We start from the raw sequence: 14,716 nt of genomic DNA, 5'->3' as shown, positions 1-14,716 counted from the left end.
TAATTGCACATTTATTATGAAAAAGTATTTCTTAAGATATAACTTTCAAAAAGTTAATTTAAAAAGATGTTTATATGGTATGTAATAAAAAGCAAAAGATATAATCCCTAGCCCTGAATATATGACGACATGAGCTATTTATCTGATTAACAAAAAAATATGATTATATATCAATAATATAGTATATAATCATAAAAATTTTATCATCTCATAAGAAATAAATTTACAATAAACATTATTCTATTTTTTATTGCTAACTACATATGTAATATATTTGTAACGATAGCTACATAAAATTATAATTTCTAGCTGCACAATCTGTACTCAGAAGGTATAATATTATACACTTTTTATTCAATTGTATCGCGTGCAACTATAACATGCAAAAATTTGATCGTGAGACTTTCCAAGGATTAATCTGGATTTTACAAAATTATTGGGCACGTCAAGGATGTATCATTGTTCAACCATTTGATATGGAAATAGGTGCTGGCACTTTTCATCCCATCACTTGCTTACGTGTATTAGGACCGGAACCAATTGCCGCTGCTTATGTACAGCCCTCACGTCGCCCTACTGATGGTCGTTACGGTGCAAATCCAAATCGTTTACAGCATTACTATCAATTCCAAGTAATTATTAAACCATCACCCCATGATATACAAGATTTGTATCTTGGATCTTTGAAAGCATTAGGTATTGATCCAACAATCCATGATATCCGTTTTTTGGAAGATAATTGGGAAAGTGTAACCTTGGGTGCTTGGGGACTTGGTTGGGAAGTACGGTTAAATGGCATGGAAATAACTCAGTTCACTTATTTTCAACAAGTAGGTGGACTTGAATGTAAACCAATAACCGGTGAGATCACTTATGGTTTGGAACGGTTAGCTATGTATATTCAAGGTGTAAATAGTGTGTATGATTTAATTTGGAGTAATAGTGCATTGGGTCGAATCACCTATGGAGAGTTATTCTTTCAGGATGAAGTAGAACAATCAACTTATAATTTTGAATGTGTAGATTTAGATTTTCTCTTTAGTTCTTTCGAACATTACGAAAAAGAAATTAAACAACTATTAGCTTTCGAAAAACCTTTGTTGGCACCTGCTTATGCATGTATTTTAAAAGCTACCCATAACTTTAATTTGCTAGATGCGCGTCAAGCTATCTCAGTGACTGAACGTCAACGTTATATTTTACGTATTCGTACTTTAATGAAAGCTGTTGCCGAAACTTATTATGCCTCACGTAAAGCACTTGGATTTCCCATGTGCAATAGAAATAAGTAAAGAGTAACTATGAATGAAAAAACTTTTTTGGTGGAAATTGGTACTGAAGAATTACCACCGAAAGTACTACGTAGCTTAGCAGAAGCTTTTGCTACACGCCTTTCTGTTGGTTTAAATAATGCTGGTCTTGCTTATAGAAAAGTAAATTGGTTTGCCACGCCACGTCGTTTAGCTCTTAAAGTAGCTCATCTTGCTACTATGCAGTTAGATCGCGAAATTGAAAATAGAGGTCCGCCTATTTCCAAAGCTTTTGATTCTAATGGTATAGCTACTAAAGAAGCTCATGCATGGGCATGTCGTAATGGGATAACACTTAATCAAGCTAAATGTTTTAATGATAAAAAAGGAGAATATCTTGCTTACCATACATTTATAAAAGGTCAACAAGCTCAATCTCTCTTACCAGGGATAGTAGCTACTGCATTAAGTAAATTGCCAATTCCAAAATTAATGCGATGGGGTACGAGTGACATACAATTTGTTCGGCCAATTCATACCGTGACATTATTACTGAACGATGCGTTAATTCCTGCAACTATCTTAGGTGTTCAATCCAATCGTGTAATTTACGGCCACCGTTTTATGGGTAAACAAAAACTGATTCTTGAACATGCTGATCAATATCCTCAAATTTTATTAGAACGTGGTAAAGTAATTGCTGATTATAATTTACGTAAATCTGAAATTAAAAAAACTGCTGAAATAATAGCATATCAATTAAATGGCAATGTTGATCTGAGTGATAATTTATTAGAAGAAGTCACTTCGTTAGTAGAGTGGCCAGTAGTATTGAGAGCAAAATTTGAAGAGAAGTTTTTAAGTGTACCAACTGAAGCTTTAGTTTACACTATGAAAGTTGATCAAAAATATTTTCCTATATATTCTCACGATGGTCACTTATTACCATATTTTATTTTTGTTGCTAACATTGAATCGAAAGATGTTAAACAAGTAATTAAAGGGAATGAAAAAGTAGTGCGTGCACGTTTTTCTGATGCAAAATTTTTCTTTAATACAGATCGAAAACAAAGTCTAGAAGATAATTTAAAGAATTTAAAAAATATTTTATTTCAAAAAGAATTAGGTACATTACGTGAAAAAACTTCCCGTATTATAGCATTAGCAAAGTGGATAGCTATTAAAATTGGAGCTAACGTTAATCATGCTGCGCGCGCTGCATTGCTTTCTAAATGTGATTTAGTAACTAATATGGTTTGTGAATTCACTGATATGCAAGGTATTATAGGCATGCATTATGCACGCTGTGATGGCGAAGTAGAAGATGTAGCTGTAGCTATTAACGAACATTATCAACCACGTTTTTCGGGTGATAATGTACCTGCTAACCTTGTCTCCTGTGCTGTAGCGATTGCTGATAAAATAGATACTTTAGCAGGTATTTTTGGGGTTAACCAGCCGCCCAAAGGTGACAAGGATCCGTTTGCACTACGTCGTTCTGCTCTTGGTGTACTACGTATTATTGTTGAAAAACGGCTACCTTTAGATCTACAAACATTAACAGAAGAAGCGGTACGTCTTTATGGTGCTAAAATTAATAATGTGAACATTGTAAATAAAATCATTGATTTTATATTGGGCCGTTTCTATACTTGGTATCAGCAAAAAGGTTATGAAATCACTATTATTCAAGCAGTAATGGTATGTCGGCCAACTCGCCCAGCAGACTTTGATGCACGTGTAAAAGCAATATCTCAATTGTATTTTTTAAAAGAATGGAACTTATTGGTTATTGCTAATAAAAGAATTTCTAACATTTTAGCAAAGTCAAAATTATCTGATCGATTAAATGATAATATACAAATTGCTCTTTTAAAAGAAAATGCTGAAATTCAACTAGCTAATTTTATTACTGTGCTAAATGAAAAACTTCAACCTCATTTTGAAAAAGGATGTTATATGGAAGCATTAATTGAACTAGCAAAATTGGTTGACCCAATAAATAATTTTTTTAATAACGTTATGGTTAATACAGATGATTCTAATATACGAATCAATCGTTTAACATTACTAGCGAAAATACGTGATTTGTTTTTACAGATCGCAGATATTTCAATTTTATAGTCAGCATTAAATACAGATCGCATTACAATGCAGAAAATGAAACGTTCATTTTAATTAGAGTAAATAAAAATTAGTTTTAAATAACGTTTACAGCATTATATTTTAGTATTAACAATAAAATTATTTTTTACTCTAATACTGTTTAAATATCAAATATAGTTAAAGTATATTTAACTTATATTAAATTAAGATAATGAAAAAATTGCGCACGTAGTAAAAATTTTTTCTTAATGGTATTCTAAATATTACTGCAATACTATAATATATTAATTCATATATATTTAAAAATTTTTATGCATTTATATCTACAATAAATGTGAATTAAGATTCATTAGTAAATAAAAATTTATTAATACAATATAACTGATTTGTTAAATAACAGATCTATTATTCTAAAAGATAAATCTTTTATCCTCTAATTTAAAATGAAAATATAAATGTTATGGTATCTACACTGAATAGTTAATTCCATAGAATTATATAAGCAAATATAGAAATATTTTTAGATGATAGAGTAGCTTGTTTAATACTAGTTTGGATAAAAAAAAGTGGAAAAAAAAGAGCGAAATATTCAGAAAATTGATTATACAACAATTATTGGCATGCAAAAAGTTTCAGTCTGGAAACGTCATAATCTTAATAAAAGAACAGTAGATTGGTTAGCAGAAGAAATACCAATCGCATTGATATACAATGGTATTTCTCATGTAGTAATAATGGCGACACCTAATGATTTAGAAATTTTTGCTCTTGGATTTTCGCTATCAGAAGGGATTATCGCATCTCCTAGTGATATTTTCGGTATCGATGTCGTATTAGTATGTAAAGGTATTGAAGTGAAAATTGAGTTATCCAGTCGTTGTTTTATTGCCTTAAAAAAACAGCGCCGTACAATGTTTGGACGTACTAGTTGTGGATTGTGTGGCATTGAGCAATTAGATCAGATTGATAAATATATAAAACCTTTAGCATTTACTCAAAATTTTAATTTAGCTAATGTTGATATAGGGTTAGCACAGTTACGAGATTATCAGTTGATTGGCAATATTACAGGTTGTACACATATAGCAGCATGGATGTCACCTGAAGGTAATTTATTAGTAGCATTTGAAGATGTAGGTCGTCATGTAGCATTAGATAAGTTACTAGGATATTGCAGTAAAAATATGTGGTATAAAGGTGCTGTATTACTGTCTAGTCGAGCTAGTTATGAAATAGTTTATAAATCAGCTATGTGTGGTGTAGAGATTTTATTTGTAGTATCCGCCGTTACTTGTCTTGCAGTGGATATAGCTAAACGTTTCAATGTTTCTTTGATAGGTTTTAGCAAACTTGGTCGTGCTACCATTTATACTCATCCAGAAAGGATTCTTTAGAATAGCACATATTATACTGATAATTAACAGGAACGGAATATAACTTGTTTAGCGATATTTTATTTAAATTTTTTATTAAGTAAATTATATCGTTAAATAGTAAATTTTTTGCTATAGTTAATATCATTAAGCGTCTTTTGGTCAAGTATTGCTGACTGCTTGATTAAGCAGGACTTTATTTGAGTAATAATCACTATAATAAATGTTTAAAGAATTTGCATTGATCTCTTTATTATTTTATATTTAAATTTATGTTAATTCAATAATCTTTCTAAAAAATGTAATTTAAATTCCATCTGATGAAACTATTTCATGGCATATTGAAGTAGAAAACTAAGATATCGAAATTACAATTTATGCTAATTTTAAAAAATTGTTTATAATATCATATAATTATATCGTATGTAATTTTGTTGAAAGTATAACTAACGTCATGAATAATATTCGGTTTATATATCGTTGTTTATTTGTTAGATTTTATATTATGAAACTTATAAAGTGCTATGCAAACATTTTAGAGTTATTTTAATAGAAAAACTTGTGATTAATAATGTAATATTCTATATACAGTTTTATCTTTAGTATTTTTTATAATTTATTCATATGATCAATTCATATTTAATATAAAACAATAACTTATTAATATAGGTGTGCATTTTAAAAATAAATTTTAATAATATCAAATTATTATTTAATTATAAGTTACTTATCAAAATACCATGACTATTTTTTAAGTATTAAAAATAGATAAAATGTTATTTTGACGTAATTTAATTAAAAATTTATTGATCAATAATTAGATAATTTATTAATAAATTAATGAAAATCATGAATTTATTTAATATGGTTAATTAACCATACTTTGATTAGAAACGTTCAAAGTAGTAACTAGATGAATGTTAGTAATTAATACTAATCCAAGAGGGAAAATATGAGTTATTCACTGCCATCGCTACCTTACGCATATGATGCGTTAGAGCCGTATTTTGACAAACAAACTATGGAAATCCATCATACCAAACATCACCAAACGTATATTAATAATACTAATATTGCTTTGCAAGATATGAATTTCCAAAATCTACCTGTGGATGAGCTCATTACTAAACTATCTGAATTGCCAGCAGATAAAAGAAATACTATACGCAATAATGCTGGTGGTCATGCTAATCATAGTTTATTTTGGAAAAGTTTAAAAATTGGTACTTTTCTATGCGGAGAACTTAAAAACGCTATCGAAAACGATTTTGGGAGTGTGCAAAATTTTCAACAGACTTTTGAAAATGAAGCAACAACTCGTTTTGGTTCAGGATGGGCTTGGTTGATTAAACAAAATAATGGTAAGTTAGCTGTAACCTCTACTGCTAATCAGGATAACCCGCTTATGGGGCAATCGATTGTTAATGTATCAGGGTATCCTATTTTGGGTTTAGATGTTTGGGAACATGCATACTATTTAAAGTATCAAAATAAGCGCATTGATTACATTAAAGCATTTTGGAACGTTGTCAACTGGGATGAAGCAACAGTACGTTTTAATTATATTAAATAATTAATTAAGTTATAATTTGATGATAATATGAAACCGGTGATTTTCATCGGTTTTCTTGTTTATTTTCTGTGCATTCTAAATGCTTAATTTAGATTTGTCTTACTGATTATTTCAAGATCTTATTGATTAATTTACTATTGCTAACTATGTCTATATAGCAATTTGCATGATGATTCATATAGCTGAAGATAAATATGTCTACTATTAAAATACATTTTAATAAAAATAGCTCTTTATTATCAATATGTTTATCTTTAATAAGTGGTAAATTTAGACCACATAATTTATGGAAAAGTAAAAAATTTCGTATTAAATTTCTTTTAAGATTTATAGTTTTTCCTGTTGTTAACATAAATTATTTTAAGAAATTAGCAAAATTACCTATGCTACATGAGTTACTAGTTGTACAAGGTTTGTTAGTATTAAAACCGCATCGTCCTTATCTGCATATTGGTTTAAGTATGGTGCAACGTGCACAAGCAATTATTGACCATTATACCTTTATCGATAAATTAGATAATTGTAAGTTACGTCAGCTTTTACAAAATCAGGATGACGTTATGTTAGCCAATTTTGATGGTAAAAATGGTGAAAAATTTTCAATTAATTTTTGTCCTGGACTTTTTGAGCGGGAAGGCGAAATTATGTTATATTTGCAATTTGAGGGAGAATTAATTACTTCGCTTTCATTTTCTATTATTCTACGAAAAAATCAGGAATGGACTATAGTAATTGGAGGCTTACAGGGACCTCGAAAAAACATTTCTAATACAGTAATTCGTACTGCAACTAAATCCTTGCATGGTTTATTTCCAAAGCGCTTACTAATGGAGGTTATATTTATTTTAGCGGCACTATGCAAAGTTCGAAACATTGTAGGTGTTAGTGATACTGTGCATGTGTTTCATAGTTTACGTTATCGCTATAGCAAAAGAGATAAATTATTTGCTAGTTACAGTGATTTTTGGCTTTCATTAGGTGGTGAAATTCAAAATGATGGTCTTTTTAAATTGCCATTATGTATGGTACGTAAAGATTTAAAAACAATTGCTAGCAAGAAACGAGCTGAGTATCGACGTAGATATACATTATTGGACAACTTAACTAAACAAATTTATCAGGCAAGTATGTAAATGATATGCTCTCACAGAGCACGTTCTACAATTAAAATATCTTTCTTCAAAGAAATTATTAATATTAGAAGATATTTAATATTAATACAATGCTTATTTAATAATCGCCTAGAAGGTGTTTGGATGTTTAATGTTTTTAAAATTGCTATAAAAATTATATACGACCACTTTATATTAAAACCGTATAATTATACTTAATATTTCATATTGTTTTTAGCATATTATTCAATTTTCGAAATATGTTTTTATATTTATACACTAATATAATTAGAATAAGATGTTAAAAATATTTATTACAGAGAATAAAATACATACTATGAAATAGTATGTATATGTAAACTTTCAGTTTAAAATATTGCTTACGTACTACTTATAGTTTTATGTTTACGTAATATTGAAATGTATCTATATAATACTATATTAATGCAATCTGCTTTATATTGTTTTATGAGATCTTTTTGCCTGTATATTGTCATTTTATGAAAAATTCGTATTTGCATAATTAAGTAGTTCAGAAATATTTTCTATCTATACATAGTTTAAATTTTGTAATTAATTTTCGAACATGATAATAATTAACGTATTTATTTTTTAATGTTTGATTGATTGTAAATTAATAATCCTCTCTATTAAATGCAATAATATAATATGTTTAACTTTATTATATAGGATTAATTTTATTACTTTTTGACATAATTTATGAAAATTTGTCTAAATCATCATTTATGATAAATTATATAGTTTATTAGATTTTTAATTCTATTCAGAGTGTAGATGTATACAACTTTATTTGAATTTGTCGAAATGAAATTTTTATATGAATATTTGGGAAATATATTTAACTCGTTAATTCAATGAATTTTAAAAATTTACACGTGCATATATGAAATAGTTTGCTAGAGAATAGTATTCTATTAAGCTAACAATAAAATACTTATATAATGAAATACTTTGGATGAGCCTTGTATACATACTAATCAATGGAGAAAAAAATGGTTAACTCCTTAGCTAAATTTAAGATATTAGAGATCAGTCTTACTCTAATAGCTATAATATTTTCTACAAGCATCCAGGGAAAAACTCTCGTTTATTGTTCAGAAAGTTCGCCAGAAGGATTTAATCCACAGTTATTTGCATCGGGTACTACTTATGATGCTAGTTCAGTACAAATTTATAATCGTCTCGTTGAGTTTAAAATTGGTACTACACAGCTACAGCCTGGATTAGCAGAAAAGTGGCATATTAGCAGAGATGGTAAAAATTATACTTTTTATTTACGCAAGCATGTAAAATGGCAAACAACTAAATACTTCAAACCAACTCGTGATTTTAATGCAGATGATGTACTTTTTTCTTTTAATCGTCAATTAGAAAAAAACCATATGTACCATAATATTTCTGGTGGTAGTTATGAATATTTTCAAAGTATGGATATGCCTAAATTAATCAGGAAAATTGAAAAAATTGATGATTATACTGTTCGTTTTGAACTAACTCGTTCAGAAGCACCTTTTCTAACAGATCTTGGTATGGATTTTGCCTCTATTCTTTCAAAAGAGTATGCAGATAATTTGTTAAAATTAGGCACACCAGAAGAAATTGATATCCATCCTGTAGGTACTGGTCCTTTTATATTACAACAATACCAAAGAGATGCACGTATTGTTTATAAAGCAAATCCGAATTTTTGGGGTACAAAGCCAAAAATTAATCATCTAATTTTTTCTATTACTCCAAATGCATCAGTGCGTTATGCTAAATTACAGAAAGGTGAGTGTCAAATTATGCCATACCCTAATCCAGCCGATATTGTTAATATGAAAAAAAATAGAAAAATTAATTTAATAAAACAAGCAGGCATGAATATAGGGTACCTATCTTTTAATACTACAAAAACACCGTTAAATAATGTAAAGGTACGTCAGGCATTAAGCATGGCTATAAATAAACAGGCTATTATTGATGCTGTTTATCAAGGCGCTGCACAAGTTGCAAAAAACTTAATTCCTCCGACCATATGGGGCTATAATGATGACGTCCAAGATTATCAATATAATCCTAAAAAAGCAAAAGCACTCTTAAGACAAGCAGGTATAACCAAGGGATTTTCTATTGATTTATGGGCCATGCCTATACAACGTCCTTATAACCCAAATGCGCGACGTATGGCGGAAATGATACAGGCTGATTGGGCTAAAATTGGAGTTACGACCAAAATCGTTACATTTGAATGGGGAGAATATTTAAAGCTTGCAAAAGCTGGAAAACATCAAGCATTAATGATGGGATGGACTGGGGACAATGGAGATCCAGATAATTTCTTTGCTACCTTATTCAGCTGTGCTGCAGCCAAAGATGGTTCTAATTATTCTCATTGGTGCTATAAGCCATTTGAAGAGTTAATCCAATCAGCACGAAGAACTTCCAATCAAAATACACGTCTTGAACTTTATAGACAAGCTCAAATTATCATGCATGATCAGGTTCCAGCATTAATGATAGCTCATTCTACTATATATGAACCCGTAAGTAAGCAAGTAACAGGATATGTAATTGATCCATTAGGAAAACATTACTTTCAATATGTTGATATTAAATGATTTTTAAATAATTAATAGGTAAATTTTTGAATCATTTTTAATATGGTTATCTGTAAGATAACTTATCTTGATGCATTTCTTATAATTGCATATTACCTATCTGTAATGACAATGTACTATACGTTTCTTTATATATAAGATTTGCAGTATATAACTGCAATATATAATTGAGAATCTAGCCTATGCTATATTTTGTGCTACGACGTTTAGGAATGATGATCCCAACATTGGTTAGTATTACATTATTAACCTTTGCTTTTGTACATTTCATTCCTGGCGATCCCTTGCTAATTATGATTGGAGAACATGGTATATCTTCTGAGCACCATGCTGAATTAATGGCACAATTTGGTTTAGATCAGCCTCTGTGGAAACAGTACATCAATTATATTAATGGAATACTACACGGCAATCTTGGTGTTTCATTGAAAAGTCATATGCCGGTATGGGATGAGTTCGTTCCACGTTTTAAGGCTACTGTAGAGCTAAGTATTTTTGCGATGTTATTTGCGATTATTCTTGGGATCCCGATAGGTGTATTAGCAGCAGTAAAACGTGGTTCAATTTTTGATCATATTGCTGTCAGCATATCCTTAACCGGTTACTCAATGCCAATTTTCTGGTGGGGTATGATGTTAATTATGCTAATTTCAGTTAAATTTAATTTAACTCCGGTTTCTGGACGTATAAGCGATATTGTTCTTCTTGACGAAAGTAAGCCGCTTACTGGTTTTATGTTAATAGATACTCTTTTTTGGGGTGAATTAGGTGATTTTAAAGATGCATTAATGCATTTAATTTTACCAACTATTGTACTTGGAACGATTCCACTAGCGATAATCGTACGCATGACACGTTCATCTATGTTAGAAGTATTAAATGAAGATTATATACGCACTGCTCGTGCTAAAGGATTAACACAGAGACGTGTAATTATGGTGCATGCATTGCGTAACGCAATATTGCCAGTCGTAACAGTGATAGGATTGCAAACTGGTAGTTTACTGACAGGTGCTCTTCTGACTGAAACTATTTTTTCATGGCCAGGTCTTGGTCGATGGCTTCTTGAATCGATTGAACGCCGTGACTATCCTGTAGTACAGAGTGGCGTGTTGCTTGTAGCAATCCTTATTATCTTGTTTAACGTATTAGTTGATCTTTTGTATGGTTTGATTAATCCACGTATACGTTATAAGTAATGGGCGAAATTATGTCTAATATAGATCCTATAAATTTTTCAAAAATTGATAATACATTAAAATTAACATCATCTGTTCAAAATTTTTGGCATAATTTGATACATAATAAAAGTGCAGTTATTAGTTTGTGTTATATATTGGTGTTGTTATTAATGGCTATATTCGCTAATAGCCTGTCACCTTATTCGCCTACTGAACAGTTTCGTAATGCTTTATTACATCCTCCTATTTGGCAAAAAGGTGGTAGCTGGAATTATATTCTAGGAACTGATGATTTAGGTAGAGATATATTATCACGTTTAATTTTTGGTGCACGTTTATCATTATTAGTTAGTGTGATAGTTGTAATTTTATCGTTAATTTTTGGCGTGATTTTTGGTCTTATAGCAGGTTATTTTGGCGGGATTATAGATATTACCATAATGAGGTTGGTTGATATTATGTTAGCATTACCAAGTTTATTATTAGCAATGGTATTAGTAACTATTTTCGGCCCGTCACTTTATAATGCATCGTTAGCAATAACTTTTGTAGCATTACCGCATTATATACGACTTATGCGAGCAGTAGTATTAGTAGAAAGACATCGAGAATATGTTATAGCGTCCAGTGTAATTGGTGCTGGAATATTTCGTCAGATGTTCGTTAATATTTTACCTAATTGCTTAGCACCGTTGATTGTCCAGGCATCCTTAGGGTTTTCTAGTGCTATTCTTGATATAGCAGCATTAGGTTTTCTTGGTATGGGTGCACAGCCGCCCACTCCTGAATGGGGTACAATGCTTTCTAATACTTTGCAATATGCTCAATATGCTTGGTGGGTTGTTAGTTTCCCTGGTTTAATAATTTTTTTAACAGTGCTATCATTCAATATGTTAGGTGATTTTTTACGTGATCTAATAGATGCTAAAACTAATAAGCACGAGGGATTGTAATGCCATTATTAAAGGTTAAAGAACTTTCTGTATCTTTTGGTCACAAAAAAATGCCATTTCTTGCGGTTGATCGTATTAGTTACCATGTTATGTCAGGAGAAGTTATAGGTATTGTTGGAGAATCTGGTTCAGGTAAATCAGTCAGCGTTTTAGCAATTATGGGATTAATTGATTATCTTGGCCGTGTGTTTGCAAAAAAATTAGAATTTGAACATCGCAGTTTACAACATATTTGTAAAAAAGAATACCGGAAGTTAATAGGATCCGAAATAGCGATGATTTTTCAAGATCCAATGACTAGTCTTAATCCATGCTTTAGCATAGGCTTTCAAATTATGGAAGTATTAAAAGTTCATCAGGGCGGGAGCAAACGAGTTAGAAAAAAATATGTCATTGATTTATTAAAAAAAGTAAAAATCGCAGATCCAGAAGCATGTTTTAATATTTACCCGCATCAACTATCAGGTGGTATGAGTCAACGCGTAATGATTGCAATGGCAATTGCTTGTAAACCTAAACTATTAATCGCTGATGAGCCTACAACGGCGCTCGATGTTACTATACAGGCACAAATTATTGAATTGCTGTTAAAGTTACAGAAACAAGAAAAAATGGCTTTAATCTTGATTAGTCATGATTTAGCGTTGGTAGCTACAGCTGCACATTATGTTATTGTAATGTATGCTGGTCAGATAGTAGAAAGTGGTAAAGCAGTCGATTTTTTTAAAATTCCACGCCATCCATATACTCAAGCGTTAATAAAAACTCTGCCAGAATTTAGTCCTAATAAAGTACGTTTAGATGCATTACCAGGGGTAGTGCCTAGTGAATATGATCGTCCCATAGGTTGCCTACTAAGTCCACGCTGTCCTTATGTTTCTATTCGTTGCTGCTATGAAGAACCTAAATTACATGATATTTTAGGTCGTCAATCAAAATGTCATTTTCCATTAGATGATTTTGGAAAACCCATGTATGAATTTGAAGAAAGAAATGAAGGGTTATTTGCTACAAGCAATTAATTTAAAAAAATATTATTTTTTGAATAAAGGTTTTTTTTCTAATAAGCAATTAGTAAAATCGCTTGATGGTATATCATTTAATCTTGAACGTGGTAAAACATTAGCGGTAGTAGGAGAATCAGGATGTGGTAAATCAACTCTTTGTCGTTTGTTGACAATGATTGAAACACCAACAGAAGGGCAACTCTATTGGAATAGTCAAGATTTATTTAAAATAGGTTCGAATATACAGTTTCGAAAACTAAGACGTCAGAAAATTCAAATTGTATTTCAGAATCCCTATGCTTCTTTAAACCCACGTAAAAAAATTAGTTATATTCTTGCAGAACCGTTATTAATCCACACTAATTTAAACAAAGTAGAACGTCGAGAAAGAATTTTAGAAATAATGGAGAAAGTTGGTCTGAAAAGTGAGCATTATAATCGTTATCCTCATATGTTCTCAGGTGGTCAACGACAACGTATAGCTATTGCGCGAGGTATGATTTTAGATCCGGAACTTCTTATTGCTGATGAACCGGTTTCGGCTTTAGATGTATCGATACGTGCACAGATATTAAATTTGATGATGGATTTTCAGGAAAAATTAGGTGTATCTTATATATTTATTTCACATGATTTATCAGTAGTAGAACATATTGCTGATGAAGTAATAGTTATGTATCTTGGTCGCTGCGTAGAACAAGGGAATAAAACAACTATTTTTAATAATCCCCGTCATCCTTACACACAAGTTTTATTATCGTCTATTCCACGTCTTAATCCGAATAAATATCAAAAACGTATTAAGCTATATGGTGAATTACCTAGCCCATTGAATCCTCCTCAAGGATGTTCTTTCAATACACGTTGTCATCGTCGTTTCGATAAATGTTTTAAATTTAAACCACAACTTAAGCAGTATAGTGATCAAAAAATTGCCTGTTTTGCAGTTGATCAAGAAGAGAATCAAATAATAGATTAAAATTAAAGTTTTATGAAGCAGTTAAATGTTGTTTCAAATAATACTAGATTAATATGTACCTATTGTAATGAATTTAAAGCTATTAAATTCATTACAATAGGTAATTAAATATATTTATTGGATATGTTATCATTAGGTATTAAATATATAAGTATTCAGTTAAGTATGAACTTTTGTATATTGGCTAAGGTTCAAAACACCATGAAATAAAAACTGATATATTTATTGCAATTGTGGCATTGATGGAAATAAATAAGAATACTAATTAATTGATTTAAGTATAATTTAATTATAAAATTTTTGGATGGTTTGCCAAAAAATTGATTTGCTTATGACATGACCTATTTTAATAACATACTATAAATGACTATTTTATATTTTATTTTTGAAATATTTATTAAATAATTTTAAATTATATAAAAAAGTAATTTTTTATTTATATATAGTAAGATAAATTGACTAATATTTTGTTTTTGTAAATGTTTTGAGATATTTGGAATGAAATATTCTATTTAATGTTTTGACAAATTTTGTATTTATTTTATTTAAATAAAATAAATC

The 14,716-nt window shown here is 30.1% G+C and carries 10 protein-coding genes; all 10 read left to right on the top strand.

Going from position 1 to position 14,716, the window contains the following annotated elements; genetic code table 11:
* The first annotated feature begins 380 nt into the window (after nt 1–380).
* The 10 genes from glyQ to BMSBPS_RS02405 all read left to right on the top strand — a co-directional run bounded on the left by glyQ (nt 381) and on the right by BMSBPS_RS02405 (nt 14,155).
* Complete coding sequence (glyQ, locus tag BMSBPS_RS02450; RefSeq protein ID WP_022564015.1) at nt 381–1,292, top strand: glycine--tRNA ligase subunit alpha; 912 nt, start codon at nt 381–383, stop codon at nt 1,290–1,292.
* Between the two features lie 9 nt (nt 1,293–1,301).
* On the top strand, nt 1,302–3,374 hold the full coding sequence (gene glyS / locus BMSBPS_RS02445) for a glycine--tRNA ligase subunit beta (protein ID WP_046201146.1): 2,073 nt from the start codon (nt 1,302–1,304) through the stop codon (nt 3,372–3,374).
* Between the two features lie 602 nt (nt 3,375–3,976).
* Nucleotides 3,977–4,750, top strand: a complete 774-nt coding sequence (fdhD, locus tag BMSBPS_RS02440) for a formate dehydrogenase accessory sulfurtransferase FdhD (protein WP_044170049.1) — start codon at nt 3,977–3,979, stop codon at nt 4,748–4,750.
* A gap of 931 nt (nt 4,751–5,681) precedes the next feature.
* Complete coding sequence (gene sodA / locus BMSBPS_RS02435; protein ID WP_046201145.1) at nt 5,682–6,302, top strand: superoxide dismutase [Mn]; 621 nt, start codon at nt 5,682–5,684, stop codon at nt 6,300–6,302.
* Nucleotides 6,303–6,496: 194 nt separating this feature from the next.
* Nucleotides 6,497–7,435: a VirK/YbjX family protein gene (locus BMSBPS_RS02430; protein WP_022564011.1), complete on the top strand. Its 939-nt coding sequence runs from the start codon at nt 6,497–6,499 to the stop codon at nt 7,433–7,435.
* A 992-nt stretch (nt 7,436–8,427) separates the two neighbouring features.
* Nucleotides 8,428–10,035, top strand: a complete 1,608-nt coding sequence (dppA, locus tag BMSBPS_RS02425) for a dipeptide ABC transporter periplasmic-binding protein DppA (RefSeq protein WP_022564009.1) — start codon at nt 8,428–8,430, stop codon at nt 10,033–10,035.
* Between the two features lie 182 nt (nt 10,036–10,217).
* Nucleotides 10,218–11,234 (top strand): dipeptide ABC transporter permease DppB, encoded by a 1,017-nt coding sequence (gene dppB / locus BMSBPS_RS02420; RefSeq protein WP_046201144.1) that lies wholly within the window; start codon nt 10,218–10,220, stop codon nt 11,232–11,234.
* Nucleotides 11,235–11,245: 11 nt separating this feature from the next.
* Nucleotides 11,246–12,169: a dipeptide ABC transporter permease DppC gene (gene dppC, locus BMSBPS_RS02415; protein WP_046201213.1), complete on the top strand. Its 924-nt coding sequence runs from the start codon at nt 11,246–11,248 to the stop codon at nt 12,167–12,169.
* Nucleotides 12,169–13,191, top strand: a complete 1,023-nt coding sequence (gene dppD / locus BMSBPS_RS02410; RefSeq protein ID WP_022564006.1) for a dipeptide ABC transporter ATP-binding protein — start codon at nt 12,169–12,171, stop codon at nt 13,189–13,191. Before dppC ends, dppD begins: the two co-directional genes overlap by 1 nt.
* A complete protein-coding gene (locus BMSBPS_RS02405) occupies nt 13,145–14,155 on the top strand; it encodes a peptide ABC transporter ATP-binding protein (RefSeq protein ID WP_046201143.1) in 1,011 nt (336 codons plus the stop codon). Before dppD ends, BMSBPS_RS02405 begins: the two co-directional genes overlap by 47 nt.
* Nucleotides 14,156–14,716: the final 561 nt, after the last annotated feature.

The organism is Candidatus Pantoea carbekii (genome assembly GCF_000971765.1).
In the GTDB taxonomy this organism is placed as follows: Bacteria; Pseudomonadota; Gammaproteobacteria; order Enterobacterales; family Enterobacteriaceae; genus Pantoea_A; species Pantoea_A carbekii.
The sequence above is the reverse complement of the archived record's forward strand: the minus strand, read 5'-3'. Positions and strand labels throughout refer to the sequence as shown.